Annotated in this window: 26 protein-coding genes and 1 tRNA gene; 13 read left to right on the forward strand and 14 right to left on the reverse strand. The window is 70.0% G+C overall.

The window, feature by feature from the left end:
• The first annotated feature begins 374 nt into the window (after window positions 1-374).
• Window positions 375-1,067 carry a response regulator transcription factor gene (locus ACZ4WQ_RS16575; RefSeq protein WP_311726347.1) on the forward strand — a complete coding sequence of 231 codons (693 nt, stop codon included), beginning with the start codon at window positions 375-377 and terminating at the stop codon, window positions 1,065-1,067.
• 52 nt (window positions 1,068-1,119) lie between these two features.
• Here ACZ4WQ_RS16575 and ACZ4WQ_RS16580 read toward each other — a convergent pair whose 3' ends face one another.
• Both ACZ4WQ_RS16580 and ACZ4WQ_RS16585 read right to left on the reverse strand, forming a co-directional pair.
• Window positions 1,120-1,440 (reverse strand): hypothetical protein, encoded by a 321-nt coding sequence (locus ACZ4WQ_RS16580; protein ID WP_358843242.1) that lies wholly within the window; start codon window positions 1,438-1,440, stop codon window positions 1,120-1,122.
• Window positions 1,441-1,477: 37 nt separating this feature from the next.
• Window positions 1,478-3,148: a sodium:solute symporter family protein gene (locus ACZ4WQ_RS16585; RefSeq protein WP_468022261.1), complete on the reverse strand. Its 1,671-nt coding sequence runs from the start codon at window positions 3,146-3,148 to the stop codon at window positions 1,478-1,480.
• Window positions 3,149-3,332: 184 nt separating this feature from the next.
• Here ACZ4WQ_RS16585 and galT point away from each other — a divergent pair, with 184 nt between their 5' ends.
• The 4 genes from galT to ACZ4WQ_RS16605 all read left to right on the forward strand — a co-directional run bounded on the left by galT (window position 3,333) and on the right by ACZ4WQ_RS16605 (window position 7,774).
• Entirely contained in the window at window positions 3,333-4,376 is a 1,044-nt protein-coding gene (gene galT, locus ACZ4WQ_RS16590) for a galactose-1-phosphate uridylyltransferase (RefSeq protein ID WP_385348716.1), read from the forward strand.
• Complete coding sequence (gene galE / locus ACZ4WQ_RS16595) at window positions 4,373-5,347, forward strand: UDP-glucose 4-epimerase GalE (RefSeq protein WP_311726343.1); 975 nt, start codon at window positions 4,373-4,375, stop codon at window positions 5,345-5,347. Before galT ends, galE begins: the two co-directional genes overlap by 4 nt.
• Before the next feature lie 15 nt (window positions 5,348-5,362).
• Window positions 5,363-6,562, forward strand: coding sequence for a galactokinase (gene galK, locus ACZ4WQ_RS16600; RefSeq protein WP_398370879.1), 1,200 nt, complete (start codon window positions 5,363-5,365; stop codon window positions 6,560-6,562).
• A gap of 339 nt (window positions 6,563-6,901) precedes the next feature.
• Entirely contained in the window at window positions 6,902-7,774 is an 873-nt protein-coding gene (locus ACZ4WQ_RS16605; protein ID WP_385348722.1) for a response regulator transcription factor, read from the forward strand.
• Here the strand turns inward: ACZ4WQ_RS16605 and ACZ4WQ_RS16610 are convergent.
• Window positions 7,733-8,230, reverse strand: a complete 498-nt coding sequence (locus ACZ4WQ_RS16610) for a MarR family winged helix-turn-helix transcriptional regulator (protein WP_311726340.1) — start codon at window positions 8,228-8,230, stop codon at window positions 7,733-7,735. The two genes, ACZ4WQ_RS16605 and ACZ4WQ_RS16610, sit on opposite strands and share 42 nt — an antisense overlap.
• Window positions 8,231-8,355: 125 nt before the next feature.
• On the opposite strand from ACZ4WQ_RS16610, the gene ACZ4WQ_RS16615 reads away from it, so the two are divergent.
• The gene (locus ACZ4WQ_RS16615) at window positions 8,356-9,177 is read left to right on the forward strand and encodes a trans-aconitate 2-methyltransferase (RefSeq protein WP_311726339.1); all 822 of its coding nucleotides are present in this window, start codon (window positions 8,356-8,358) and stop codon (window positions 9,175-9,177) included.
• The gene (locus ACZ4WQ_RS16620) at window positions 9,174-9,524 is read left to right on the forward strand and encodes a VOC family protein (protein ID WP_311726338.1); all 351 of its coding nucleotides are present in this window, start codon (window positions 9,174-9,176) and stop codon (window positions 9,522-9,524) included. The genes ACZ4WQ_RS16615 and ACZ4WQ_RS16620 overlap by 4 nt, the downstream gene beginning before the upstream one ends.
• A gap of 76 nt (window positions 9,525-9,600) precedes the next feature.
• Here the strand turns inward: ACZ4WQ_RS16620 and ACZ4WQ_RS16625 are convergent, their stop codons facing one another.
• Window positions 9,601-10,116 (reverse strand): ATP-binding protein, encoded by a 516-nt coding sequence (locus ACZ4WQ_RS16625; RefSeq protein ID WP_311726336.1) that lies wholly within the window; start codon window positions 10,114-10,116, stop codon window positions 9,601-9,603.
• A complete protein-coding gene (locus tag ACZ4WQ_RS16630; RefSeq protein ID WP_398370884.1) occupies window positions 10,091-10,606 on the reverse strand; it encodes a hypothetical protein in 516 nt (171 codons plus the stop codon). Before ACZ4WQ_RS16630 ends, ACZ4WQ_RS16625 begins: the two co-directional genes overlap by 26 nt.
• Window positions 10,607-10,822: 216 nt before the next feature.
• Between ACZ4WQ_RS16630 and ACZ4WQ_RS16635 the strand changes: the two genes are divergently transcribed.
• The 5 genes from ACZ4WQ_RS16635 (at window position 10,823) to ACZ4WQ_RS16655 (ending at window position 15,184) form a co-directional block, all read left to right on the forward strand.
• On the forward strand, window positions 10,823-11,695 hold the full coding sequence (locus ACZ4WQ_RS16635) for a helix-turn-helix domain-containing protein (protein ID WP_311726334.1): 873 nt from the start codon (window positions 10,823-10,825) through the stop codon (window positions 11,693-11,695).
• A complete protein-coding gene (locus ACZ4WQ_RS16640; RefSeq protein WP_311726333.1) occupies window positions 11,692-11,904 on the forward strand; it encodes a DUF397 domain-containing protein in 213 nt (70 codons plus the stop codon). The genes ACZ4WQ_RS16635 and ACZ4WQ_RS16640 overlap by 4 nt, the downstream gene beginning before the upstream one ends.
• A gap of 117 nt (window positions 11,905-12,021) precedes the next feature.
• Window positions 12,022-13,410, forward strand: a complete 1,389-nt coding sequence (locus ACZ4WQ_RS16645) for an AAA family ATPase (protein ID WP_385348734.1) — start codon at window positions 12,022-12,024, stop codon at window positions 13,408-13,410.
• Window positions 13,407-14,159: an HNH endonuclease family protein gene (locus ACZ4WQ_RS16650; RefSeq protein ID WP_311726331.1), complete on the forward strand. Its 753-nt coding sequence runs from the start codon at window positions 13,407-13,409 to the stop codon at window positions 14,157-14,159. Before ACZ4WQ_RS16645 ends, ACZ4WQ_RS16650 begins: the two co-directional genes overlap by 4 nt.
• A 134-nt stretch (window positions 14,160-14,293) precedes the next feature.
• Entirely contained in the window at window positions 14,294-15,184 is an 891-nt protein-coding gene (locus ACZ4WQ_RS16655) for a hypothetical protein (RefSeq protein WP_311726330.1), read from the forward strand.
• 1 nt (window position 15,185) lies between these two features.
• Here the strand turns inward: ACZ4WQ_RS16655 and ACZ4WQ_RS16660 are convergent, their stop codons facing one another.
• The 3 genes from ACZ4WQ_RS16660 to ACZ4WQ_RS16670 all read right to left on the reverse strand — a co-directional run bounded on the left by ACZ4WQ_RS16660 (window position 15,186) and on the right by ACZ4WQ_RS16670 (window position 17,406).
• Window positions 15,186-15,647, reverse strand: a complete 462-nt coding sequence (locus tag ACZ4WQ_RS16660; protein WP_311726329.1) for a hypothetical protein — start codon at window positions 15,645-15,647, stop codon at window positions 15,186-15,188.
• 80 nt (window positions 15,648-15,727) lie between these two features.
• Window positions 15,728-16,426, reverse strand: coding sequence for a TetR/AcrR family transcriptional regulator (locus ACZ4WQ_RS16665; RefSeq protein WP_311726498.1), 699 nt, complete (start codon window positions 16,424-16,426; stop codon window positions 15,728-15,730).
• Window positions 16,426-17,406 carry an acyl-CoA desaturase gene (locus ACZ4WQ_RS16670; RefSeq protein WP_385348729.1) on the reverse strand — a complete coding sequence of 327 codons (981 nt, stop codon included), beginning with the start codon at window positions 17,404-17,406 and terminating at the stop codon, window positions 16,426-16,428. The genes ACZ4WQ_RS16665 and ACZ4WQ_RS16670 overlap by 1 nt, the downstream gene beginning before the upstream one ends.
• A 286-nt stretch (window positions 17,407-17,692) precedes the next feature.
• On the opposite strand from ACZ4WQ_RS16670, the gene ppc reads away from it, so the two are divergent.
• Window positions 17,693-20,413, forward strand: coding sequence for a phosphoenolpyruvate carboxylase (ppc, locus tag ACZ4WQ_RS16675; RefSeq protein WP_385348731.1), 2,721 nt, complete (start codon window positions 17,693-17,695; stop codon window positions 20,411-20,413).
• An 87-nt stretch (window positions 20,414-20,500) separates the two neighbouring features.
• Here the strand turns inward: ppc and ACZ4WQ_RS16680 are convergent, their stop codons facing one another.
• The 6 genes from ACZ4WQ_RS16680 to ACZ4WQ_RS16705 all read right to left on the reverse strand — a co-directional run bounded on the left by ACZ4WQ_RS16680 (window position 20,501) and on the right by ACZ4WQ_RS16705 (window position 25,388).
• Entirely contained in the window at window positions 20,501-21,019 is a 519-nt protein-coding gene (locus ACZ4WQ_RS16680) for a hypothetical protein (protein ID WP_398370888.1), read from the reverse strand.
• A gap of 66 nt (window positions 21,020-21,085) precedes the next feature.
• The gene (gene pth / locus ACZ4WQ_RS16685; RefSeq protein WP_398370890.1) at window positions 21,086-21,676 is read right to left on the reverse strand and encodes an aminoacyl-tRNA hydrolase; all 591 of its coding nucleotides are present in this window, start codon (window positions 21,674-21,676) and stop codon (window positions 21,086-21,088) included.
• 147 nt (window positions 21,677-21,823) lie between these two features.
• On the reverse strand, window positions 21,824-22,408 hold the full coding sequence (locus ACZ4WQ_RS16690; protein WP_311726324.1) for a 50S ribosomal protein L25/general stress protein Ctc: 585 nt from the start codon (window positions 22,406-22,408) through the stop codon (window positions 21,824-21,826).
• Window positions 22,409-22,700: 292 nt separating this feature from the next.
• Window positions 22,701-23,675, reverse strand: coding sequence for a ribose-phosphate diphosphokinase (locus ACZ4WQ_RS16695; protein WP_468022262.1), 975 nt, complete (start codon window positions 23,673-23,675; stop codon window positions 22,701-22,703).
• A 71-nt stretch (window positions 23,676-23,746) separates the two neighbouring features.
• On the reverse strand, window positions 23,747-25,204 hold the full coding sequence (gene glmU / locus ACZ4WQ_RS16700; protein ID WP_398370893.1) for a bifunctional UDP-N-acetylglucosamine diphosphorylase/glucosamine-1-phosphate N-acetyltransferase GlmU: 1,458 nt from the start codon (window positions 25,202-25,204) through the stop codon (window positions 23,747-23,749).
• Window positions 25,205-25,315: 111 nt separating this feature from the next.
• A tRNA-Gln gene (locus tag ACZ4WQ_RS16705) sits at window positions 25,316-25,388 on the reverse strand.
• Window positions 25,389-25,597 lie beyond the last annotated feature (209 nt).

The following is a 25,597-nucleotide window of genomic DNA, read 5'->3' on the forward strand; positions in this document are numbered from 1 at the left end:
TAGGCGCGAATGGCCGGGATTTCGGCATTCCGGGGGGCTTCTTCCGGGTAAGGGGCGCACAACGTCGAACAAGCGTGTAGCTTCCCGGGGGCAAGGGAATTCCAGGGCCCCGGCGCGGGGCCTGACGGGCGAGGGGGTGCTTGGCGCGGACGGTGGCATTAGGGGGTGTCCGGTGGATCAGGCTGGATCAGCGAGCGGCGTCTGGTGCGTCCAGGCGCAAGGCGGAGGAGGAGAGCGCAGCGGCGCTGCGTGCGACGACGACAACGCAGCGGATGGGCGTGCCAGGCGTCGGGAGCCCAGCATGATCCATCGGGCACCCCCTAAGCGGTCCGGGAGCGGCCGGGACTTCGTTCCGACGCGGATGGGGGGAGCCCATGGGCGTGCGACTCATGGTGGTCGATGACCACCGGCTGCTCGCCGAGGCGCTCGCCTCGGCGCTGAAGCTGCGCGGGCACCGGGTGCTCGCGGCGGCCGCGCCGAGCGCGGGGGCGGCGGAACTGGTGGTGAGCCGGGCACCGGAGGTGTGTCTGCTGGGCACGGCTGCGCCCGCCGAGCCCGGCGCCTTCGAACCGGTCGTACGGATAAAGAAGGAGCGGCCGCAGGTGGCCGTGGTGGTGCTGGGCCCGGTGCCGAGCCCGCGCGGCATCGCGGCCGCGTTCGCGGCCGGGGCGTCCGGCTATGTGCGCCATGACGAGCGCATCGAGGGCGTCGAGCGGGCGATGGCGAAGGCGCGGGCGGGGGAGGCAGCCGTGGCGCCGCAGCTGTTACAGGGCGCGTTCGCCGAACTGCTCAACCCGGCGGCGCAGCCGGACGACGAGGGCTCCCGGCTGCTGCGGATGCTGACCCCCCGCGAGGTCGAGGTGCTGATGCGGGTCGCGGACGGCGAGGACACCAGGCTGATCGCCGCGGGCATGGGGATCGCGCCCAGCACGGCGCGCACCCATGTCCAGCGGGTGCTGATGAAGCTGGGGGTGGGGTCCCGGCTGGAGGCGGCGGCCCTGGCGGCGCGCACGGGGCTGCTGGAGCGGGCGGCGACGCACCAGCACCAGACGCCGCCGTCGCCGTAGCTCCCGTGCCGCCGTGGCTCTCGTGCCGTCGTAGCGCCCGTGCCGCCGGGGCTCAGCTGCCGCCCGCGTCCGGCCCCTCCCCCGGCGCCGCCTCGGGCGTGGTGTGCGGCGCGGCGGTCGGCCGCAGCCTCAGCCAGAGCAGGAAGAGCAGCCCGACGACGAGCATGCTCACGCCCGTCCAGAGGTTGATGTTGATGTTCTGGGCCTTCTTCAGGTCCGCCTCCGAGACGGTGATCCCGGCGATGGTGACCAGGATTCCGTAGATCACGAACAGCCCGCCGATGATCCTCCGTACGTCGAAGAGCCGGGCCGCGGTCGCGGACTTCTCCTCCAACTCCTCGACCCGGCGCTGGTACTCGTACTCGTCACTCATGACGTATGAGGCTCCGATCGGCGAGTCGTATCGGGGGTCAGAGGGAGAACGGGACGTAGCACAGCGCCGCCAGCACGATCGCGCCCCAGCCCAGCAGGGCCGGCCGGCGGTACCAGGCCTCGTCGCCGGCCGCCGGGGGCTCGGCCATGCCGGGGGAGGTGGTTCCGTAGACCAGCCCGGCCAGCGACTCCACCGGCTTGGGCGCGGTGAACAGCGAGACGGTCACCATCACCACCCCGCCGAACACGAACGCCACGATCGCCGAGACGAAGTTGGCCCCCTGGTCGCTGGGGATCGAGATCACATGCCCCTTGTAGAGCCAGAAGTAGTTGATCATCGCGGCCACGGTCCCGGACAGCAGCCCCCAGAACCCGGCCGCGGGCGTGGCCCGCCGCCAGAACATGCCGATGATGAAGACGCAGAACAGCGGCACGTTGAAGAACGAGAACAGGGTCTGGAGATAGTTCATGATGTTGCTGAACGAGGAGGCGATGAACGCCGTCCCCATGCCGCCCAGCACGCCGATCGCCGTCACCACGCGCCCGGTGAGCAGGTAGTACCCGTCAGGGCGGCCCTTCTTCACATACGCCGCCCAGATGTCGTTGGTGAAGACGGTGTTGAAGGACGAGACATTGGCCGCCATGCCCGCCATGAACGCGGCGAGCAGCCCGGTCACCGCGACGCCCAGCACGCCGTTGGGCAGCAGATCGCGCATCAGCAGCGGGATCGCGTCGTTGTACTGGAGCCCGCTCTTCTCGGTGCCCAGGCCCGGCTCGACGACCAGCGCGATCAGCCCGGGGACGACCACGATCAGCGGGATGAACATCTTGGGGTAGGCGGCGATCAGCGGGGTGCGCTGGGCGGCCGAGAGGTTTCTGGCGGACAGCGCGCGCTGCACCTCGGCGAAGTTGGTGGTCCAGTAGCCGAAGCTGAGGCAGAAGCCGAGGCCGAGCACGATGGTCAGCCAGTTGGCGCCCAGCGGGTTCTGGGAGCCGATGCCGGTGCCGCCCCAGGCGGAGGTGAAGTTCGGCCCGTATCGGTCGGTGAGCGCGTCGTTCAGCCCGCTCCAGCCGCCGACCCGCTTGAGACCGACGACGGTGAGCGGGATCAGGGCGGCCAGGATGACGAAGAACTGGAGCACCTCGTTGTAGATCGCCGAAGAGAGCCCGCCGAGGGTGATGTACGCCAGCACGAACAGGCCCGCGACCACGATGGCCACCCACTGCGGCCAGCCCAGCAGCGCCTCCACCACGATCGCCATCGCATAGAGGTTGACGCCCGCGATCAGCACGGACGCCACCGAGAAGATGATCGAGCTGAGCAGGTGCGAGGAGCGTCCGTAGCGGTGCAGCAGGAACTCCGGGACCGACCGCACCTTCGAGCCGTAGTAGAAGGGCATCATCACCAGGCCGAGGAAGACCATGGCGGGGATCGCGCCGACCCAGTACCAGTGCACCGTGTACACGCCGTACTGCGCGCCGTTGGCCGCCATGCCGAGGATCTCCAGGGCGCCCAGATTGGCGGCGACGAACGCGAGACCGGTGACCCAGGCGGGCAGCGACCGGCCGGACAGAAAGAAGTCGAGGCTGGTTCTGACGCTCGCTCTGGCGGCGAATCCGACGCCCAGGACGACCGCGAAGTAGAGGACGAGAATGGAGTAGTCGAGTGCGTTGGTGGGGAGCCGGAGCCCTTCGGCCAGATCGGTCATGAGTCACTCGCTTCATCGCCAGAACGGAACGCACCGGAAACGTGCGGCGAAGGTATCCGAATTCTCCTGCTTTGTCCGGCCGCCTTCGCGCTCATTGACGCCGCTGTTGAGTTGTGGTTCATTGTGTTTGGTTGTGTTGAATGCAGTCGTCGAATGACAACTGGCAGTGACAGGAGTTGGCGGAGTGAAGAAGACGGCGACGCGGCTCGCGGACGGACGCGAGCTGATCTACTACGACGCGCACGACGACGCGGTGCGCGACGCCGTCGACCCGCGCCCCCTGGACCCCATCGCCACCAGCTCCGAGATCCGCCACGACCGCCTGCTCGGCGACCGGGTCGCGGTCGCCTCGCACCGCCAGGGCCGCACCTACCACCCCCCGGCCGACGAGTGCCCGCTGTGCCCCTCCCGAGAGGGTCGGCACAGCGAGATCCCCGCCGCCGACTACGACGTGGTGGTCTTCGAGAACCGCTTCCCCTCGCTGGCCGGGGACTCGGGCCGCTGCGAGGTCGTCTGCTTCACCTCCGACCACGACGCGTCCTTCGCCGACCTCACCCCCGAGCAGGCCGCCCTGGTACTGGAGGCCTGGACCGACCGGACGGCCGAGCTGGCCGGGCTGCCCTCCGTCGAGCAGGTCTTCTGCTTCGAGAACCGGGGCAAGGAGATCGGCGTCACCCTCGGCCATCCGCACGGGCAGATCTACGGGTATCCCTTCGTCACGCCCCGTACGCAGCTGATGCTGCGCTCGCTCGCCGAGCACCGGGAGCGCACCGGCCGGAACCTCGTCGACGACGTGGTCGCCGACGAGGTGGCCGACGGGCGGCGCATCGTGCTGGAGGGCGAGCACTGGATCGCGTTCGTGCCGTACGCGGCGCACTGGCCGTACGAGGTGCACCTGTACCCCAAGCGGCGCGTCCCCGACCTCCGCGACCTCGATGAAGGCGCGCGCACAGAGTTTCCACAGATGTATCTGGAACTCTTGAAGCGCTTCGACCGGATTTTCGGTGAGGGAGAGCCGCCGACGCCGTACATCGCCGCCTGGCACCAGGCGCCGTTCAGCGTGGCGGACCGCGGTGAGTTCGCACTTCACCTCGAGCTTTTCACCATCCGCCGCACTTCCGGCAAGCTGAAGTTTCTCGCGGGTTCCGAATCCGGCATGAATGTGTTCATCAACGATGTGCCGCCGGAGGCCGCGGCCGAGCGACTGCGAGAGGTAGCGAGCGAGTGAGCAATGCGCAGCAGAAGAAGTACCTGGTCACCGGCGGTGCCGGCTATGTCGGCAGCGTGGTTGCGGCGCATCTGCTGGAGGCCGGTCACCGGGTGACTGTCCTGGACGACCTGTCCACCGGGCACCGCGTGGGGGTGCCGGAGGGCGCGGAGTTCATCGAGGGGCGCATCCAGGACGCGGCCAAGTGGCTCGACCCCTCCTACGACGGCGTGCTGCACTTCGCGGCCTTCTCGCAGGTCGGCGAGTCCGTCGTGAACCCGGAGAAGTACTGGGTCAACAACGTCGGCGGGACCACCGAGCTGCTCGCGGCGATGCGCGAGGCCGGCGTGCGCAAGCTCGTCTTCTCCTCCACGGCCGCCACCTACGGCGAGCCGGAGACGGTCCCGATCACCGAGGACGCCCCGACCTCGCCGACCAACCCGTACGGGGCCACCAAGCTCGCCGTCGACCACATGATCAGCGGGGAGTGTGCCGCGCACGGCCTGGCCGCGGTGAGCCTGCGGTACTTCAACGTCGCGGGCGCCTACGGGGCCAACGGCGAGCGGCACGACCCCGAGTCGCACCTCATCCCGCTCGTCCTCCAGGTTGCCCAGGGGCGCCGCGAGGCGATCTCCGTCTACGGCGACGACTACCCCACCCCCGACGGCACCTGCGTGCGCGACTACATCCACGTCGCCGACCTGGCCGAGGCCCATCTGCTGGCCCTGGGCGCCGCCGCCGAGGGCGAGCATCTGATCTGCAACCTCGGCAACGGCAACGGCTTCTCGGTCCGCGAGGTCATCGAGACCGTCCGCCAGGTCACCGGGCACCCGATCCCCGAGGTGACCGCCCCGCGCCGGGGCGGCGACCCGGCGGTCCTGGTGGCCTCGGCCGAGCGGGCCAAGGAGCGTCTCGGCTGGTCGCCGAGGAGCGCCGACCTGGCGGGAATCGTCGCGGACGCCTGGCGGTTCGCACAGCACATCGCACAGTAGAAGGAGAGCTGGCAAGTGAACGACAGCGTGAGCGGCCCGGACCGCGCGGTGGAGGGTTTCCGCAAGGTGTTCGGGGTCGAGCCCGAGGGCGTCTGGGCGGCCCCGGGCCGGGTCAATCTGATCGGTGAACACACCGACTACAACGACGGCTTCGTCATGCCGCTCGCGCTGCCGCACACCTGTCTGGCCGCCGCCCGCGCGCGCACCGACGGGGTGCTGCGGCTGCATTCCGGGGACGCGCCCGGCGGCGTCGTCGAGCTGCGCGTGGACGACCTCGCGCCGGTCGCCGACGACGCGGGCGGCGACCGCGGCGGCTGGGCGGCCTACCCGGCGGGCGTGGTGTGGGCGCTGCGCGACGCGGGGGTGCTGTCGGGGGACGGGGCCGGCGGGGCGGATCTGCACTACACCAGCACGGTGCCGACCGGCGCGGGCCTGTCCTCGTCGGCGGCGCTCGAGGTGGTGACGGCCACCGCGCTGAACGAGCTGTACGGGCTGGGTCTCGAGCCGATGCGCATCGCCCAGCTGTGCCAGCGCGCGGAGAACGTCTTCGTGGGCGTGCCCTGCGGGATCATGGACCAGACCGCGTCCGCCTGCTGCGCCGAGGGGCACGCGCTGTTCCTGGACACCCGTGAGATGGCGCTGCGCCAGGTGCCGTTCGACCTGGCGGCCGAGGGGCTGCGGCTGCTGGTCGTGGACACCCAGGTCAAGCACGAGTTGGGCGACGGCGCGTACGCCAACCGGCGCGCCTCCTGCGAGGCGGGCGCGCGGGCGCTCGGGGTGAACGCCCTGCGCGATGTGGCGTACGAACACCTGGATGAGGCCCTCGGCACCCTCGCGGGCGACGAGATTCTGGTCAAGCGGGTGCGCCATGTGGTGACCGAGAACCACCGGGTGGAGGAGGTCATCGAGCGCCTGGACGCGGGCGCCACCCGGTCCATCGGCCCGGTCCTGACCGACGGACACGCCTCCTGCCGCGACGACTTCGAGATCTCCTGCGCGGAGCTCGACCTGGTCGTGGAGACGGCGAACGCGGCGGGCGCGCTCGGGGCCCGGATGACCGGCGGCGGCTTCGGCGGATCGGCGATCGTGCTGGTGGAGGAGGCGGACGCGGAGTCCGTGGGCAAGGCGGTGACCGAGGCGTTCGCGGCGGCCGGGTACCGGGCCCCGCGGATCTTCCCGGCGGTGCCGAGCGCGGGGGCTCGGCGTCTGGCCTAACTGCCGTACCAAATGGGTCGGTTGATCGCTCCGCCGATCAAATCCCGTACCGTTTCGTTGACTTACTCCTCACAACGGAACACGATCCTCACAGGAGCAGGTCAACGTCGGTGCGCCGACGGTCAGTTTTGCCGAAAATCACCCCCGGTGTCGGACTCGGGCCGTACGCTGAGCACAGCGTCGGTGGGGGCCGACGTGTATCAGGGGGCGAGACAGGCAGGTACGACGCCCGGGGTGGGGTAGTGATCAGCACGGCGGCGGCCGTGCGGTTGCGGCGACCCCGCACCGGGCGCCGTACCCGCACTGGGTTTTTCCGTATCCGGAGTCGTGGGGGGTTCCGTGGCACGTATTCGGGTTCTTGTGGTCGATGACCATCGCATCTTCGCCGAGTCGCTGGCGGCCGCCCTCGCGGCCGAGCAGGACGTGGAGGTCGCGGCGGCCGGGAGCGGTCCAGCGGCGCTGCGCTGCCTGGAGCGCGGGGCGTCGGAGGGGCGCCGCTTCGATGTGATGCTGGTCGACGCGGATCTGGGCAGAGGGGCGGGAGGTGCCGTCGGCATTCCGCCGCAGCCCCTGCCCTCGCCCGCCGAGTCGCTGATGGGCGGTGGGGCCGTCGGCGCCGTCGGGGCCGTCGGGTCCGTCAACGGCGGTGGCGCGAACGGCCGGGCGGTGCCCGCCCGGCTGGCGCCCGGCCGGGCGGCGGACGGCATCTCGCTGGTCGGCGGGGTCCGCTCGGCGCAGCCGGGCGTGCGCACCGTGGTGCTGGCCGAGCGGGACGACCCGCGCCGCGCGGCGGCGGCCCTTCAGGCCGGGGCGTGCGGCTGGGTCGCCAAGGACTGCTCGCTCTCCCGGCTGCTCGCGGTTATCCGTGGCGTGCTGCGCGACGAGACACATCTGCCGCCCGCCCTGCTCACCGGCGTGCTGCGGGAGCTGACGGCCGCCCGTAAGCACCGCACCGAGAGCGAGCGGCTGGTGGAGTCGCTGACCCCGCGCGAGCGCGAGGTGCTGCGCTGCATGGTGGCCGGCCTGGGCCGCAAGGCGGTCGCCGAGCGGCTGTATCTCTCCCCGCACACGGTCCGCACGCATATGCAGAACGTGCTGGGCAAGCTCGGCGTGCACTCCACCCTGGCGGCCGTGGCCCTGGCCCGCCGCGCCGGGGTCGGCCCGGTCGACCTAACCGGGGAGATTGTCGAACGGGGCGGTCAGCTGGCGTAGCAGCGCGGCCAGTTCGGCCCGCTGCGCCTGGGACAGCTCGGCGAGGATGGCGTGCTCCTGGTCGAGCAGTCCGGCGAGCGCCTGGTCGGCGCGGTCGCGCCCTTCGACGGTCAGCCGCACCAGCACCCCGCGCCGGTCGCTGGGGTCGGGCAGCCGCTCGACGAGGCCCTTCTTCGCCAGCCGGTCGATCCGGTTGGTCATCGTGCCCGAGGTGACCAGGGTCTGGGTGAGCAGCTGCCCCGGCGAGAGCTGATACGGCGTCCCGGCCCGGCGCAGCGACGTCAGCACGTCGAACTCCCAGGGCTCCAGATTGTGCTCGGCGAAGGCGATCCGCCGCGCCCGGTCGAGGTGGCGGGCCAGCCTGCTGACGCGGCTGAGCACTTCCAGCGGCTCCACGTCGAGGTCGGGGCGCTCCCGGCGCCACGCCGCGACCAGCCGATCGACCTCGTCCTCCATGGAGATCAGTGTAGTAGGTCTGTCGACATGAAGTCTCTTGACATCAAGATACCTCCTGGAGCACGGTAGGCCCGGACAGCGTGGATCGCACCGCGCACCATGTGCACCTGTCAGGGAGCTTCGTCATGCAGTCTTCACCCACCTGGGATCCGGGCCAGTACCTCCGCCATGCCGGCCATCGCACTCGCCCCTTCCTCGACCTCCTGGCCCGCGTGCCCGACCTCCCCACCGCCCCCGGCCGCCCGCCCCGCATCGCCGACCTCGGCTGCGGCGCCGGCAATGTCACCGTCCTGCTCTTCGACCGCTGGTCCGACGCCCATGTCACCGGCTTCGACAACTCCCCGGAGATGCTGGAGGCGGCCCGCGCCCACCAGGCCCCCGCCGAGGGCGGCGGCCTGCTCGACTTCCGCCCCGCCGACGCCGGGCGCTGGGTGCCCGAGGAGACCTTCGACCTGATCGTCTCCAACGCGCTGCTCCAGTGGGTCCCCGGCCACCCCGAGTCCTTCCCGGCCTGGATCTCCGCCCTCCGCCCCGGCGGCACCTTCGCCTTCCAGGTCCCGGGCAACTTCACCGCGCCCAGCCACACCCTGCTGGCCGGCCTGTGCGAGTCCCCCCGCTGGCGAGACCGCCTCTCCGCCCACGGCAGCCGCCCCGCCCCGGTCCTCGACCCGGCCGCCTACCTGGAGCGGCTGGCCGCCCTCGGCTGCGAGGTCGACGCCTGGGAGACCACCTATATCCAGATGCTGACCGGCCCCGACCCGGTGCTCGACTGGGTCAAGGGCACCGCCCTGCGCCCCGTCCTCACCGCCCTCCAGGACGACCCGACGGCCCGCGACGCCTTCCTGGCCGAATACGCCGAACTCCTCCGCAAGGCCTACCCGCCCGGCCCGCACGGCACGGCCTTCCCCTTCCGCCGCATCTTCGTCGTCGCCCGGAAGGCGGAATGAGGCTCGCCGCGATCGACCATGTGCAGCTGGCCGCCCCGCCAGGCGCCGAGGGCGCGCTCCGCACGTATTACGGCGAAGCGCTCGGCATGACCGAGATCCCCAAGCCCCCCGTCCTGGCGGCGCGCGGCGGTCTGTGGTTCCGATGCGGCCCGGTTCAGCTCCACCTCGGCGTCGAGGAGGACTTCCGGCCGTCGAAGAAGGCCCACCCGGGCATCCGGGTAACGGGTATCGATGCCCTCGCGGCGCGGCTGGCGGAGGGAGGCGTCGAGGTCGTCTGGGACGAGAACCTGCCGGGTCACCGCCGCTTTTACTCCCACGACCCGGTCGACGACCGCGGCTCGCCGTAGCGGCTGACTTTGCGGTGAGTATCGGACAGCGACACGCCGTGGTGTCGGCGTGTCGCTGTCCGATACTCACCACAACTCAGGAAGTCACCGGCAGTGCGGCTTGGCTGACGCCACCTCGGTCCGTTCCAGCGGTGGCGTGCGCCAGAGGACGCGTTCCGCCGACCTTTGCCCACACGGTCAGCCCCTGCGGGGTGCGGCATTGCCCCCAGTGTTCGGCCACTGCGGCAACGATCAGCAGGCCCCGGCCATGCTCGCTGTCCTGGCCCGGACAGCACCCGGCTGCGGTCCCGTCTACGCCTTCGTCGGTCACGGCAATGACGGTCGACTGTCCCGCCAGGGCAAGCGTGACTGTGATGGTGCTGCTTTTCGTATGCTCCAGCGCGTTGGCGGCGAGCTCGCCCACCACCGCCTCCAGCGCTTCGGTGACCTCCACCAGCAGGCCCCAGACGTGAGCCGTTCCCCGCACGTGCCGACGGGCCACACCGGCGGACGCCAGATCGCGGCCCGGCAGCGTCAGCAGGCTCAGCCCATCCGGGCTGGTGCCTCCGAGGGCGGTGCTGATCGCCTCAAGAGACGCGACGTACTGGTCCACGACCGACCTCCTGAGTGGGGCGGTCCGCGAGCCACGCTCGGGCAAAACGCGCGAGGGTCGCGGCGACCGCCTCGCACAGCTCATCGTCGTCAGTGGTCAGCACGTCGGCCGCGTTCGGCTCCACGATCCAACGACGGCCGCAGGCGGCGCGTACGCCGGTGCGCAGGTTCGCGCCGGGCGATGGCCAGCGCATCATGCCGGAGGCGACGCAGCGAGTCCCGGTCAGCGGTGGCCAGCTTGCGGAGCAGCCTGGCGGCGCGAGGAATTCGACCGTTGCCCGCGGTGGCACTTCCAGGACGAGGCCGATGGGCGTGCCCCGGGCCCGTAGCTGGTGCAGGACTGCCGTCCCGATCGTCCGGGTTACGCGGGCCACGTCCCACGTCGGGCCGATTGGTACCTCGGCTGCTCGTCCGGCCTGCCAAGCCCACTGGATATCGGCGAGCCGGGCTCCGGTGGTGACGGCCAATTCGGCGGGGGTGTGCGGTGTCATGGCGGCTCCTCAGCAGTTCGACACGTGCCTGCGACGCCTAACGAGAAGCTAGTCATTGGATTCCAATAACTGGCCTCATCTTCAGTAGAGTTCATCAATGTGGGTGACTGGCCGCCTGGATCGTCAACCTGACGTCGGCTGCGGCCATACGATCGGCGACGCGTTCAACGGACAGCCGACGGCGACTCTCGGCTGACTCGAAGGAGGAAGCTGGGGATGACTGCCACGATGACGGGGCCGGCTGGGCGCATGCAGATCGCCCGGGGCTTGATCTCCTTGCGGGAGCGTTGCGGCCTGACACAAACTCAGGTCGCGGAGCGCGCGGGCGTGAGCAAAGCGACGGTGAGTCGGTACGAAGCTTGGCAGGACCGTGCCCGCATTCGCTGGGCCACGGTCAAGGCACTGGCCGATGCCTGCGATGCGTCGGCAGAGGAGCGGGACGCGCTGGTGAAGGTGGCCAGGTCCCAATCCGAAGGATGGTGGGTCGGCAACAGCGCGGTGCCGGAGTGGATGGATCCCCTGGTCTCCTTCGAGCAAGAGGCCGCGTACGAGCACGTGTACGCGAACAACGTCGTCCCCGGCCTCCTTCAGACTCGCGCTTACGCCACCGCGATCCACAATGCGACCGAATTGCGAACGCCCAATGAGAAGGTCGAGCGCTTGGTTGATGCCCGCATGCAGCGTCAGGGCATCCTCGACCGGGACAGCGCCCTGCATTTGTGGGTGATCCTGGACGAAGCCGTACTCCGGCGCATCGTGGGTGACGACAGGGTGATGGCTGAGCAGTTGGACCACCTCTACGAGACGGCGCATCGGCCCAACATCGACATTCAGCTTCTCCCGTTCACTGCCGGAGCCCACGCCGCAGGGTCCGGCCACTTCGTCATCCTTGGCCGGGACGACGCACGCAACCCCCTCAACTCCATGGCAGTCGTCTACATCGAGATGCGCCGCCGTGGCCTGTACCTCGATGACGCCGAAGAAGTCGGTGCTTATAAGTTGACCTTCGATTACCTTCGTTCTCAGGCGGCCGACACCTCGGCCTCGCTGCGGCGGTTGGCAAAAACCCGACAGGAGCTGACCTCATGACCGACCGAATATCGCCCGCGACCGTCTGGTTCAAGAGCACTTACAGCGGTCCAGAAGGCAACGAGTGCGTTGAGGTGGCAGACCTCCGCGCCCACGTCGGGGTTCGTGACTCCAAGAACACGGACGGTCCCGTGCTGGCCTTCTCCGCCGATGCCTTCGCGTCGTTCCTCGCCGAGGTCAAAGCGGGCCGGTGGGACCTTCCCACCTGAACGGCCAGCCCCACACGCGGGTGCTTCCGGTCGGCTGAGGTTTTCCACAATCCGTACATTGCTGATGCGACAGCGTGTATACATCCTGTAGCAGCGAGAAAGGGTGAGTCGGTGTACGTGGCGGGGTTACGGCTCGACGGTGTCCGTGGGTTCCACGGGCCGCGCACCGTGGATCTCGACTTCACCCGGCCCGACGGCGGCTACGCCGGGTGGACGGTGCTGGCCGGGCGCAATGGCTCGGGCAAGACCACGTTACTGCGTGCCATCGCGCTGTGCCTCGCGGGAAACCGGCGGGCCGCCCAGTTGGATGCGGAGCTGGAGGGCTGGTTGTCGGACGGCCGGGAGCATGCCTCGCTCACGGCGGTACTGATGGCCGACCGCACAGAAGATCCAGGGGGCGGCAAGGCGATGGGGCACGGGTCTCGGACCTCTGAATTCCAGGTTCGGCTCCAGTGGAAGCCCGAGGACGCGCTGTTTCCGGAATCGGGCGATGTCATGCCCACTGAGGTGAAGTTCAGCGGGAGTCGGCAGGCCGGCTCACTGTGGTCTTCGTCGCCGATGGGCTGGTTCCACGCCGGGTACGGCCCGTTCCGCAGGTTGTCCGGGGCCGGGATGTACCACGAGCGCCAATCCCGTGCCGCCCAGCGCGGCGCCGCGAGCCGCGCTGCCGCGCTGCGCACCCTCTTCCAAGAGGGGGCCGCGTTGACCGAGGCTGTCGACTGGCTGGTCTCCGCGCATCTCTACCGCATGGAGGGGCGCGCCGGAGCCCAGGAACTTCTGGACACCGTATTCGCACTGCTCAACGATGATCTCCTGCCCGATGGCTACCGCATCGTTGATGTCGATTCCGATGGGCCATGGCTTCGCCGGGATGACGGTGCGAGCGTGAAATTTCCACTGCACCAAATGAGTGATGGGTTTCGCACCGTAATCGCACTGGTCCTCGACATCGTCTGGCGGATGCATTCCGCATATGGACACCTGGATCTCAAGTGGCGTGGCGGCGAGCAGGGCCCCGAGCCGTATCTGCCCCATTCGGGCGTGGTCCTCATCGACGAGATCGACGCACACCTCCACGTCTCCTGGCAGCGGCGCATCGGGGAGTGGCTCAAGGCGCATTTTCCGGCCATCCAGTTCATCGTGACGACGCACAGCCCCTACATCTGCCAGGCCGCTGACGAGCGCGGTCTGATCAGGCTGCCGGGACCGGATGAGCCAAGGCCACCGGAGGTCGTATCCGAGGCATTGTGGAAGCGCATCGTTTACGGCACAGGTGACGACGCGGCGCTTTCGGACCTGTTCGGCCTTGACACCCCGTATTCGGATGAGGCCCAGGAGCTGCGACGGGAACTGGTGGCGCTGGAGGCTCGTGTGGTCACGGGCCACGCCACACATGAAGAGGAAGCCCGCCACGGAGCGCTGAGGGAGAAGCTGAAGAGCTCGCCACGCACCAGGGTCTCGGAGGTGGAGGCCCGCTTAAGGCGTCTCGGGGCCTTTGACGAATGATCCGGATACAGCGCATCGAGCTGCCGCGACAGCTGGCGGCTCACGCGGCGGAACTGACCGAACGAGTGACGAAGGCCGGCCCGGAGGAGCGGTATGACATCGCGCGCGGGCTGTGGAGCCACACCACCCATCGACGCAGGCTCGTCACCCCGCTGCGCGAGTTATTGGGCCAGATGGCGCATGGCAACCGCTGTTGCATGTACTGCTGTGACGACCTCAGCACGGACGTCGACCACTTCGAGCCGTTGGCGATCAACCCCCTGCGGACCTTCGATTGGTTGAACCACCTCCTCGCCTGTACGGCATGCAACAGCCACCACAAGGGGGATCGCTTTCCCCTGGACAGTCTGGGTGAGCCGCTGCTCATCGATCCCACTCGGGAAGATCCTTTCGAGCATCTGTACCTGGGTCTGGCGAACGGCGAGTACACCGGGCTGACGGACAAGGGACGGACGACGCTGGAGGTGTGCGGGCTGAACAGGGACGACCTGCCCAACGCCCGATGTGGTGCACGGGATGTAGTGAGCATGTGCCTGGATACCTGGCAGCGCGGCTGGGAGCAGGCGAACGAAGGCAAGATGACAGTGGCCGTCCGCACCATCCGTGAACAGCCCTTCGCCGATGTTGCCCAGTTCATGCTTCGCCAGGCGGTGTTACCGAAGGCCAGGACGGTCTTCGCCTTTGAGGTCGGGGACGAGACGCTGGAGCGATTACAACGCCCGGAGCTGCGCGCGGCCCTGCTTGCCTGACACCGGCACAGTCGGTCAAGGTCACATGCCAGGCACGCTTTGCCGCAGCGTTCCCCTTGGGCCGTGCGTCATGAGACCGTGGATGTGCTGAACAACACAGGGTGGGCCAAGGCTTATGTTCTCGGGGGAGAGCCATGGACAGCGCGTCGGGCGGGGCTGGTTCGGGTACGAACGGGGGCAGCAGCGAGGAGCAGCGGCAGCGCGGCGTGTGGATTCTGGTCGCCGCCGCCCTCGCCTTCGCGGTCCTGGTGCTTCCGCAGGTCGTCGAGGACGACGACAAGACCTCTTTCGCGGGCGCCCTCCCGTCCAGCGGCTCCTCGCGCCTGCCGTCGCTGCCCAGTGGGATACCCAGCGGTGTGCCCAGTGGTCTGCCGAGCGGCCTGCCCACCTCATCGCCGCCCAGCTATGGCTCCGGAGGCGGCGGGCAGCAGACGGGCGGCGGCAGTGGCGGCGGCAGCGGGGGAGGGGGCGGGTCGGTGCGGACGCAGCAGCCCGCCGCGCCCACCCCGGCGCCGGACCCCACCGCGGAGGCGTTCCGGGCGGTGAGCCCCGGTGACTGTCTCGCCGTCTACGACACCGGCCGCGGCGACTACAACACCGGGATTCCCTACCGGGTCGGGTGCGGCGCGGGCAACGCCTATATGTGGGTGACCGGGGTCCGCTCCAGCAGCAGCGGCTGCACCCAGGGGTCGGGCCGCGGCTATATGTCGTACACCTCGCGGGGGCAGACCATCGCCCTGTGCCTGACCCGTCAGTTCAAGGTGGGCTACTGCCTGTTGGCGAAGCAGTCGGGCAGCGGGCAGTCGACGCAGATGCGGGCCGGGCTGATGACCGCGGTGGACTGTGACGCGAAGCGGGTCCCCTCCCGGTACAACCAGGTCCTGCACATCACCGGCGTCTACAAGGCCCCGGCGACCCGCTCCGCGTACGACTGCGCCCGGGTCCAGGGCGACCGTACGTACTACTGGTCGTGGCTGGTCAACGGCGGCCGGACGCTGCTGTGCACCATGGTGTACCGGGGCTGACTCAGAGCGTCGCCACGCTCACCACGCCCGCGCTCACCGCGAGCAGCAGGATGAGCCCGCCGCCGCCCGGGGCGGCGAGGTACGGCAGGAGGGCCACCGTGGCCAGCAGACAGTACGCGGCGGTCACCCAGGACAGCACCTGCTGGGCCTCTTCCGGGCCGTGCCGGTTGAGCCGCACCGCCAGCGCCATGAAGACGGCCGCCCACAGGGCGGCGCGCGGCTGACCGAAGGAGAGATTGTCGTAGAGATCCACGGCGGGCTTGTACCAGTCCGTCTCGGACAGCTCGGCCGCGAACTGGATCATGTCTTTCAGATACGAGCCCGAAGCGAGCGAGGTCGCGTCCTTCAGATCGGCCCGCACCCACTCCGAGATCACCAGCACCATCAGGCCCAGCGCATGACAGAAGCCCGGCCCCGCCCCGACCGTCTTCTTACGCGCCTCGGACCGTTCCCCCGTGGACATATGCAGCCCCCTCCCCCGTAGCTCACATCATCCACCGGGGGGAGGGGCGCGGACCAGCCCTCAGCCGGTGAGGAAGTCGGTCAGGACTTGCGGTGACCGATCAGCCGGGGCTTGGGCTCCAGCCCGTCCAGGCCGTGCCAGGCCAGATTCACCAGATGGGCCGCCACCTCGGCCTTCTTCGGCCGGCGCGCGTCCAGCCACCACTGGCCGGTGAGCGCGACCATGCCCACCAGCGCCTGGGCGTAGAGCGGGGCGAGCTTCGGGTCGAAGCCGCGGGCCTTGAACTCCAGGCCCAGGATGTCCTCGACCTGGGTGGCGATATCGCTGATCAGTGAGGAGAAGGTGCCCGTCGACTGGGCGACGGGGGAGTCGCGCACCAGGATGCGGAAGCCGTCGGTGTAGGTGTCGATGTAGTCGAGCAGGGCGAAGGCCGCCTGTTCCAGCAGCTCGCGGGGGTGGCCCGCGGTCAGCGCCCCGGTCACCATGTCCAGCAGCCGGCGCATCTCGCGGTCCACCACGACCGCGTACAGCCCCTCCTTGCCGCCGAAGTGCTCGTAGACCACCGGCTTGGAGACCCCGGCCTTGGCCGCGATCTCCTCCACCGACGTGGCTTCGAAGCCGCGCTCGGCGAAGAGCGTGCGACCGATGTCCAGCAGCTGCTCCCGGCGCTCCTTGCCGGTCATCCGCACCCGGCGGGTGCGCCGGGATCCGGATCCGGAGGCGCGGGCCGCCCGGTCCTTGTTACCGCTGGTATTACTGTCGGTCGCCACGCCCCCCATCATGCCGCTTCGGCGGTTTCCTCTTTACGGCGGGCGTCGATACGGGCCTCATTGGGCCAGCGCACGTCATAGGCCCAGCCGGCCTTCTCGAACCAGCGGATGATCCGGGCGCTGGAGTCCAGCTGGCCCTTCATCACGCCATGGCGGGCGGAGGTCGGGTCGGCGTGGTGCAGATTGTGCCAGGACTCGCCGCACGAGAGCACCGCCAGCCACCACACGTTGCCGGACCGGTCGCGCGACTTGAAGGGCCGCTTGCCGACCGCGTGGCAGATCGAGTTGATCGACCAGGTGACATGGTGCAGCAGCGCCACCCGGACGAGCGACCCCCAGAAGAACGCGGTCGCCGCGCCCTGCCATGACCAGGTCGCCAGCCCGCCGATCAGCGCGGGCAGCAGCAGCGAGACCAGCGTCCAGACCACGAACTGCCGGGAGACGCGGCGGATCGCGTCGTCCTTGATCAGGTCGGGCGCGTACTTGTGCTGCGGGGTCTGCTCCTCGTCGAACATCCAGCCGATGTGCGCCCACCACAGGCCCTTCATCAGCGCCGGGACGCTCTCCCCGTACCGCCAGGGGGAGTGCGGGTCGCCCTCGGCGTCGGAGAACTTGTGGTGCTTGCGGTGGTCGGCCACCCAGCGCACCAGCGGCCCCTCCACCGCCAGCGACCCGGCGATCGCCAGCGCGATCCGCAGCGGCCGCTTGGCCTTGAAGGAGCCGTGGGTGAAGTAGCGGTGGAAGCCGATGGTGATGCCGTGGCAGCCGATGTAGTAGAAGGCGACCATCAGGGCCAGATCGAGCCAGCTGACTCCCCATCCCCAGGCCAGCGGGATGGCCGCGGCCAGGGCGAGGAAGGGGACGGTGATGAACAGCAGCAGGGTGATCTGTTCGATGGAGCGCTTGCTGTCCCCGCCGAGCGTGGCGGAGGGAAGTGGGTGCTCCTGGGCCTTCGGCGCGTCTTGGATCACGTCGGGGCTTGCAGTCATGGGATCCCTCGTGGGGCTCGGGGGTACGGCTACGGGACCGTAACCTACGGCGACGTAAGTATGGCAGGGCCCCGAAGCGGGGCAATAGGGCTATGGATTCCCCCGAGGGTGTGCCGCCTATCCTGGTGGCGTCGGACAGCGTGGTCCGCACATCGCCGATAGCTCGGGGGTCCCGGGGCCGCGCCACGCGGTGGAGCCGCATCACGTCCGGAGCAGCCGTGCCACGGCGTTTTCGGCCCCGTCGTTCCCCCGACCAGTGCCCGATCACTGCAAGGAGCCCGCACCTGTGAGCAGTGCCGACAACACCAACGCCGCCCTGCGCGCCGATATCCGCCGTCTGGGTGACCTACTCGGCGAAACCCTGGTCCGTCAGGAGGGCCCCGACCTCCTCGACCTCGTCGAGCGCGTCCGCGCTCTCACCCGTAGCGACGGCGAGGCCGCCGCGGAGCTGCTCGGCTCCACGGATCTTGAGACGGCGGCCAAGCTCGTACGCGCATTCTCCACCTACTTCCATCTGGCGAACATCACCGAGCAGGTCCACCGCGGCCGCGAGCTGCGCGCCAAGCGCGCCGCCGAGGGCGGCCTGCTCTCCCGCACCGCCGACCAGCTCAAGGACGCCGACCCCGAGCATCTGCGGGAGACGGTCCGCCACCTCAACGTCCGCCCCGTCTTCACCGCCCACCCCACCGAGGCCGCGCGGCGCACCGTCCTGAACAAGCTGCGCCGGATCGCCGAGCTGCTCGACACCCTCGCCGTCGGGGGCGACAAGCGCCGCACCGACCTGCGCCTGGCCGAGAACATCGACCTCCTCTGGCAGACCGACGAGCTGCGCGTCGCCCGCCCCGAGCCCGCCGACGAGGCGCGCAACGCGATCTACTACCTGGACGAGCTGCACGCCAACGCCGTCGGCGATGTGCTGGAGGACCTGTCCGCCGAGCTGGAGCGGGTCGGCGCCCCGCTGCCCGCCGGCACCCGCCCGCTCACCTTCGGCACCTGGATCGGCGGCGACCGCGACGGCAACCCCAACGTCACCCCCCAGGTGACCTGGGACGTGCTGATCCTCCAGCACGAGCACGGGATCACCGACGCCCTCGCCGTCGTCGACGACCTGCGGGCCGCCCTCTCCAGCTCCATCCGCAACTCCGACGCCTCCGAGGAGCTGCTGGACTCCCTCCAGCGCGACCTGGAGTTGCTCCCCGAGATCAGCCCCCGCTACAAGCGGCTGAACGCCGAGGAGCCCTACCGCCTCAAGGCCACCTGCGTCCGGCAGAAGCTCCTCAACACCCGCGCCCGCCTGGCCGGCGGCACCCCCCACCAGCCGGGGCGCGACTACCTGGGCACCGCCGAGCTCCTGGCCGACCTGCACCTCATCCAGGAGTCCCTGCGCGCCCACCGCGGCCAGCTGATCGCCGACGGCCGCATGGAGCGCGCCATCCGCACCCTTGCCGCGTTCGGGCTCCAGCTGGCCACCATGGACGTGCGCGAGCACGCCGACGCCCACCACCACGCGCTCGGCCAGCTCTTCGACCGCCTCGGCGAGGAGTCCTGGCGGTACGCCGACATGCCGCGCGACTACCGCCGCAAGCTGCTCGCCAAGGAGCTGCGCTCGCGCCGACCGCTCGCCCCCACCCCCGCCCCGCTGGACGCCGCCGGGGCCAAGACCCTCGGCGTCTTCCACACCATCAGCGAGGCCTTCGAGCGGTTCGGCCCCGAGATCGTCGAGTCGTACATCATCTCCATGTGCCAGGGCTCGGACGACGTCTTCGCCGCCGCGGTCCTCGCCCGCGAGGCCGGGCTGGTCGATCTGCACGCCGGCTGGGCCAAGATCGGCATCGTGCCGCTGCTGGAGACCACCGAAGAGCTCAAGATCGCCGACCAGCTCCTCGACGACATGCTCTCCGACCCCTCCTACCGGCGGCTGGTCGCCCTGCGCGGCGATGTCCAGGAGGTCATGCTCGGCTACTCCGACTCCTCCAAGTTCGGCGGCATCACCACCTCCCAGTGGGAGATCCACCGCGCCCAGCGGCTGCTCCGCGACGTCGCCCACCGGCACGGCGTACGGCTGCGCCTCTTCCACGGCCGCGGCGGCACCGTCGGCCGCGGCGGCGGCCCCACCCACGACGCGATCCTCGCCCAGCCCTGGGGCACGCTGGAGGGCGAGATCAAGGTCACCGAGCAGGGCGAGGTCATCTCCGACAAGTACCTGGTGCCGTCGCTCGCCCGGGAGAACCTGGAGCTGACCGTCGCCGCCACGCTCCAGGCCTCCGCCCTGCACACCGCCCCGCGCCAGTCCGACGAGGCCCTGGCCCGCTGGGACGCCGCGATGGACACCGTCTCGGACGCCGCCCACGGCGCCTACCGGGCGCTGGTGGAGGACCCGGACCTGCCCGCGTACTTCTTCGCCTCCACCCCCGTCGACCAGCTCGCCGAGCTCCACCTCGGCTCCCGCCCCTCCCGGCGCCCGGACTCCGGCGCCGGCCTGGACGGGCTGCGGGCCATCCCCTGGGTCTTCGGCTGGACGCAGTCGCGGCAGATCGTGCCCGGCTGGTTCGGCGTCGGCTCCGGGCTCAAGGCCGCCCGCGAGGCGGGGCTCGACGCGGCCCTGGACGAGATGCACCAGCACTGGCACTTCTTCCGGAACTTCCTGTCCAACGTGGAGATGACGCTCGCCAAGACCGATCTGCGGATCGCCCGGCACTACGTCGACACGCTGGTGCCGGACGAGCTGAAGCACGTCTTCGACACCATCCGGGCGGAGCACGAGCTCACCGTGCGGGAGGTGCTGCGGATCACTGGCGAGACGGAGCTCCTGGACTCCAACCCGGTGCTGAAGCAGACCTTCCATGTCCGTGACGCCTACCTGGACCCGATCTCCTACCTCCAGGTCTCGCTGCTGCGCCGCCAGCGCACCGCCCACGAGCGCGGCGAGGACGCCGACCCGCTGCTCGCCCGGGCCCTGCTGCTGACGGTCAACGGCGTCGCGGCGGGCCTGCGCAACACGGGGTGACCTGCGGTCCGCCCCCGAGATGACCGCGGCCTGGGCCGCTCCTCGCGGAGTGGCCCAGGCCGCGGTCTTTGCCTTGGGGGCGGGGCGTCAGAACGTCAGGGTGGCGAAGGACGCGGCGAGGAGGGCCGCGCCGGTGAGGCCCAGGGCCCACGCGGTGCGGCGGAGGCGGAGGCCGCCGGCGACCATGAGCGCGGCCAGCAGGAGGGAGCCCGCGAAGGGCACCCAGGCGTGCAGGATTCCGGTCATGCCGGTCCGTACCGCTTCGTCCGAGCCGGGCTTGAGAGCCACCAGCAGGCGCTCGCCCCGGCCGTCGGTGACCGCCTTGTCGATCCGCACCTTCGCACGGGCACGGCCGGAGCCGTCCATGGGCGTGAAGGCGCCCGTGCACCAGTCGTCGTCGCAGGCGGCGACCGTGATCGTGCCGCGTTCGAGGTTCTTGGTGAACATCGCCGGCTTGGCGGTCGCCCACGAGTACCAGACCCCCGCGACCAGAACGAACAGCGCGAGGAGCGCCATCACCACGTTCTTGGTGACGAGCAGCAGCCCGTATGCGCTCTCGCTCGCCCGCCGCTTACGGCTGCGTTTGATCGTGCCGGTGGAAGACATGGCCGCGATCCTGGCGACACCCTGGCCCGCCGGTCAACCTCCGCCGAGGGCCGCGCGGGCGGATTCTCAGGAGTTGTACGTGGACTGCGCGCGCTCCAGACCGTCGACGATCAGCGTCTCCACCGCGTCCGCCGCGCGGTCCACGAAATAGTCCAACTCCTTGCGCTCAGATGCGGAGAAGTCCTTCAGCACAAAGGCCGCGACGTCCATCCGGCCGGGGGGCCGGCCGATCCCGAAGCGGACGCGGAAGTAGTCGGGGCCGAGCGATTTGGTGATCGACTTCAGGCCGTTGTGGCCATTGTCACCCCCGCCGAGTTTGAGCCGGAGCGCGCCGTGGTCGATGTCCAGTTCGTCGTGGATGGCGATGACATGCCCGACCGGCACCTTGTAGAAGTCGCGCAGCGCGGTGGTGGGGCCGCCCGAGAGGTTCATGAACGACATGGGCTTGGCGACGATCACCCGGCGGCTCGCCGGGCCGGGCGCGCCGAGGCGCCCCTCGACGACCTGGGCGCGGGACTTGTGCGCCTTGAACCGGCCGCCCATGCGGTCGGCCAGCAGGTCGGCCACCATGAAGCCGACGTTGTGGCGGTTGCCGGCGTACTCGGGCCCGGGGTTGCCGAGGCCCACGACGAGCCAGGGGCTAGCTTCGTCCGTCATCTGACCTCTCTCCTGGAGGTGAAGGACCGGCCGCCGCCCCGGGCCCGGCCCCGGGAGGGGCGGGGGCGGGACGGCGGCCGGAACGGGCAGGGGGTGGCGTGGCGCCTCGGCCTCAGGCCTCGGCGCGTGACGCCTCCTCGGGCGTTGTTACGCCTCCTCGCCCTCGGCCTCGCCCTCGGCGGCCGGGGCCTCGGCCTGGGCGGAGACGACCTGGATCACGACGGCGTCCTCCTCCACGGCCAGGGTGGTGCCGGCCGGCAGGGTGATGTCCTTGGCGAGGACGGAGTGACCGGCGTCCAGGCCCGCGATCGAGACGGTGACCGCCTGCGGGATGTGGGTGGCCTCGGCCTCGACCGGCAGCGCGTTCAGCACGTGCTCGAGCAGGTTGCCGCCCGGGGCCAGCTCGCCCTCGGTCTGGACCGGGACCTCGACGGTGACCTTCTCGCCACGCTTCACCAGGAGCAGGTCCACGTGCTTGAGGAAGCCCTTGATGGCGTCGCGCTGGACCGCCTTGGGGATGACGAGCTCCTTCTTGCCCTCGACGTCGAGGCTGAGCAGCACGTTCGGGGTCTTGAGCGCGAGCATCAGGTCGTGGCCCGGCAGGTTGACGTGGACGGGCTCGGAGCCGTGGCCGTACACCACACCCGGGACCAGGCCCTCGCGGCGGGCGCGGCGGGCGGCACCCTTGCCGAACTCGGTACGGTTCTTGGCGGAAATCTTGACCTCAGCCATGGCTGCACTCCTCGTAGTCGTTGTATGCCGCTGTGTCCGCTGAAAGCGGATCTGACGGCAAGCGGATCTGACGGCCGTCACCCGGCCCACGACAGACCATCTCTACGAAGAGCGCGTCGATAACGGACGAGCCGCGTACATCACCGCACACAGCTTCCCTCGCCGAGCAACCCGGCAATTCTACCGTCCCGGGACTCGTGCCTCGGCACATGGCTGAGGCCACCCCTCGCGGGGTGGCCTCAGATCGGTCGGCGAGCGCTCGGGGCGCCGGGTCCTAACTCGCCGGCGGCCATCACTGCTCCTCGAAGAGGCTGGTCACCGAGCCGTCCTCGAAGACCTCCTGGACCGCGCGGGCGATGGTCGGCGCCATCGACAGCACGGTGATTTTGTCGAGCTCGACCTCGTTCGGGGTGGGCAGGGTGTTGGTGAAGACGAACTCGCTCACCTTCGAGTTCTTCAGCCGGTCCGCGGCCGGGCCGGACAGCACGCCGTGGGTGGCCGTCACGATGACGTCCTCCGCGCCGTTGGCGAACAGCGCGTCCGCCGCGGCGCAGATGGTGCCACCGGTGTCGATCATGTCGTCGACCAGGACGCAGACCCGGCCCCGCACATCGCCCACGACCTCGTGGACGGTGACCTGGTTGGCCACGTCCGGGAAGCGGCGCTTGTGCACGATGGCCAGCGGGGCGCCGAGCCGGTCGCACCAGCGGTCGGCGACGCGCACCCGGCCCGCGTCCGGGGAGACCACGGTCAGCTTGTCGCGGTCGACCTTGGCGCCCACGTAGTCCGCGAGCACCGGCAGCGCGAAGAGGTGGTCGACCGGGCCGTCGAAGAAGCCCTGGATCTGGTCGGTGTGCAGATCGACCGTGAGGATCCGGTCGGCGCCCGCGGTCTTGAGCATGTCGGCGATCAGCCGGGCCGAGATGGGCTCACGGCCGCGGTGCTTCTTGTCCTGGCGGGCATAGCCGTAGAACGGCACGATCACGGTGATGGAGCGCGCGGAAGCCCGCTTCAGCGCATCGACCATGATGAGCTGCTCCATGATCCATTTATTGATCGGAGCCGTGTGGCTCTGGATCAAAAAGCAGTCGGCGCCTCGCGCGGACTCCTGGAAACGGACGTAGATCTCGCCGTTCGCGAAGTCGAATGCCTTGGTCGGGACCAAGCTGACGCCCAGCTCGTGGGCGACCTCCTCGGCCAGCTCGGGGTGGGCGCGGCCGGAGAAGAGCATGAGCTTCTTCTCGCCGGTCGTCTTGATCCCGGTCACAGCAAGTCTCCTTGGATGTCACTTTGATGCGCTTATCACCGTACGCCCCGCACGGCGCACCCGTGCGCGGGTCATCCCTCGCCCGCGGCCTCCTCGTGGGCCGACTCGGCGGCCCTCGCGGCGGCGCTTCCGGGACGCTTGCGGGCGACCCAACCCTCGATATTCCGCTGCTGGCCGCGTGCGACAGCGAGCGAGCCCGGGGGCACATCCTTGGTGATGACCGAGCCGGCGGCGGTGTAGGCGCCGTCCCCGATCGTGACCGGAGCCACAAGCATGTTGTCCGCTCCGGTACGGCAGTGGCTGCCGATGGTGGTGTGGTGCTTGTTGACGCCGTCGTAGTTCACGAACACGCTGGCGGCACCGATGTTGGTGTACTCGCCGATGGTCGCGTCGCCTACGTAGGAGAGGTGCGGCACCTTGGTGCCCTCGCCGATCCGGGCGTTCTTCATCTCCACGTACGTACCCGCCTTGGCCTTGGCGCCCAGCCGGGTGCCCGGGCGCAGATACGCGTACGGGCCGACGCTCGCGGCCGCGCCGATCTCCGCGCCCTCGGCGACGGTGAAGCTCGCGGTCGCGCCCTCGCCGACGGTGGTGTCGGTGAGCCGGGAGTTCGGGCCGACCTGGGCGTGCGCCGCGAGGTGGGTGGCGCCAAGCAGCTGGGTGCCGGGGTGCACCACGGCGTCCGGCTCGAAGGTGACGGTGGCGTCCACCCAGGTGGTGGCCGGGTCGACGACGGTCACCCCGTCGAGCATGGCCCGGGTCAGCAGCCGGTCGTTGAGCAGCCGGCGCGCCTCGGCGAGCTGCACCCGGTTGTTGATGCCGACGATCTCGCGGTGGTCGCCCGCCACACAGGCGCCGACGCGGTGCCCGGCCTCGCGCAGGATGCCCAGCACATCGGTGAGGTATTCCTCACCCTGGCTGTTGTCGGTCCGCACCTTGCCCAGGGCGTCGATCAGCAGTTGGGCGTCGAACGCGAAGACCCCGGAGTTGATCTCGCGGATCGCGCGCTGGGCGTCGGTGGCGTCCTTGTGCTCCACGATCGCGGTGACCGCGCCGCTCGCCCCGTCGCGCACGATGCGGCCGTAGCCGGTCGCGTCGGGGACCTCGGCGGTGAGGACGGTCACAGCGTTGCCCTCGGTGGCGTGGGTCTCGGAGAGGCGGCCCAGGGTCTCGCCGGTCAGCAGCGGGGTGTCCCCGCAGACGACGACCACGGTGCCGTCCAGGGCGACCCCGCTGTTGGAGAGCTGCTCGAGCCCCATCCGGACGGCGTGCCCGGTGCCGTTCTGTTCGTGCTGCACGGCGGTGCACACCTCGGCGTCGATCTCCGCGAGATGGGCGGTGACCTGCTCGCGGGCGTGGCCGACGACGACCACCAGGTGCTCGGGGGACAGCTCGCGGGAGGCGGCGACGACATGCCCGACGAGGGACCGGCCGCAGATCGCATGCAGGACCTTGGGAGTCGCCGACTTCATGCGGGTGCCCTCACCCGCTGCGAGGACGACGACGGCTGCCGGGCGGTTGACGCTCACGGATGTGCCCTTCGGGCTCGGCTCGGGGTGGACACCCGCAGGATACCGAGAGGTTTCGGGGCGGAAACGAGGGTGGGTCCCCGGTCGGAAGATCGGGGGGCGGAATGCGAGCTCCCCTGCAAGGATTCGAACCTTGACAAACGGTACCAAAAACCGGTGTGCTGCCTGATTACACCACAGGGGATGGTAAATCGGTCAAAGTCGGACACCTGGTGGGGGTGGCCGACTTGGCCTCCACCACTATGCCGTACCGAGCGCCCTCGACGCGACGGTAGAGCCCCCCCGCTGCGCCGGACAGATCACAAGCCGCGTCGCGCGAATCACATACCGGCGATCCCCGGGCCGAGCGCGCTCCGGCCCTCGTGTCCCGGGTCAAACCGCCCGCATCCGGCC

Source organism: Streptomyces sp. NPDC028305 (assembly GCF_055569495.1).

What these genes read in the sequence shown, in the direction of transcription:
- ACZ4WQ_RS16575 (WP_311726347.1), top strand. Translation starts at nt 375, where the DNA reads ATGGGCGTGCGACTCATGGTGGTCGATGACCACCGGCTGCTCGCCGAG.
- ACZ4WQ_RS16580 (WP_358843242.1), bottom strand. Translation starts at nt 1,440, where the DNA reads ATGAGTGACGAGTACGAGTACCAGCGCCGGGTCGAGGAGTTGGAGGAG.
- ACZ4WQ_RS16585 (WP_468022261.1), bottom strand. Translation starts at nt 3,148, where the DNA reads ATGACCGATCTGGCCGAAGGGCTCCGGCTCCCCACCAACGCACTCGAC.
- ACZ4WQ_RS16610 (WP_311726340.1), bottom strand. Translation starts at nt 8,230, where the DNA reads ATGGAGGACGAGGTCGATCGGCTGGTCGCGGCGTGGCGCCGGGAGCGC.
- ACZ4WQ_RS16615 (WP_311726339.1), top strand. Translation starts at nt 8,356, where the DNA reads ATGCAGTCTTCACCCACCTGGGATCCGGGCCAGTACCTCCGCCATGCC.
- ACZ4WQ_RS16620 (WP_311726338.1), top strand. Translation starts at nt 9,174, where the DNA reads ATGAGGCTCGCCGCGATCGACCATGTGCAGCTGGCCGCCCCGCCAGGC.
- ACZ4WQ_RS16630 (WP_398370884.1), bottom strand. Translation starts at nt 10,606, where the DNA reads ATGACACCGCACACCCCCGCCGAATTGGCCGTCACCACCGGAGCCCGG.
- ACZ4WQ_RS16635 (WP_311726334.1), top strand. Translation starts at nt 10,823, where the DNA reads ATGACTGCCACGATGACGGGGCCGGCTGGGCGCATGCAGATCGCCCGG.
- ACZ4WQ_RS16640 (WP_311726333.1), top strand. Translation starts at nt 11,692, where the DNA reads ATGACCGACCGAATATCGCCCGCGACCGTCTGGTTCAAGAGCACTTAC.
- ACZ4WQ_RS16650 (WP_311726331.1), top strand. Translation starts at nt 13,407, where the DNA reads ATGATCCGGATACAGCGCATCGAGCTGCCGCGACAGCTGGCGGCTCAC.
- ACZ4WQ_RS16655 (WP_311726330.1), top strand. Translation starts at nt 14,294, where the DNA reads ATGGACAGCGCGTCGGGCGGGGCTGGTTCGGGTACGAACGGGGGCAGC.
- ACZ4WQ_RS16660 (WP_311726329.1), bottom strand. Translation starts at nt 15,647, where the DNA reads ATGTCCACGGGGGAACGGTCCGAGGCGCGTAAGAAGACGGTCGGGGCG.
- ACZ4WQ_RS16665 (WP_311726498.1), bottom strand. Translation starts at nt 16,426, where the DNA reads ATGGGGGGCGTGGCGACCGACAGTAATACCAGCGGTAACAAGGACCGG.
- ACZ4WQ_RS16670 (WP_385348729.1), bottom strand. Translation starts at nt 17,406, where the DNA reads ATGACTGCAAGCCCCGACGTGATCCAAGACGCGCCGAAGGCCCAGGAG.
- ACZ4WQ_RS16680 (WP_398370888.1), bottom strand. Translation starts at nt 21,019, where the DNA reads ATGTCTTCCACCGGCACGATCAAACGCAGCCGTAAGCGGCGGGCGAGC.
- pth (WP_398370890.1), bottom strand. Translation starts at nt 21,676, where the DNA reads ATGACGGACGAAGCTAGCCCCTGGCTCGTCGTGGGCCTCGGCAACCCC.
- ACZ4WQ_RS16690 (WP_311726324.1), bottom strand. Translation starts at nt 22,408, where the DNA reads ATGGCTGAGGTCAAGATTTCCGCCAAGAACCGTACCGAGTTCGGCAAG.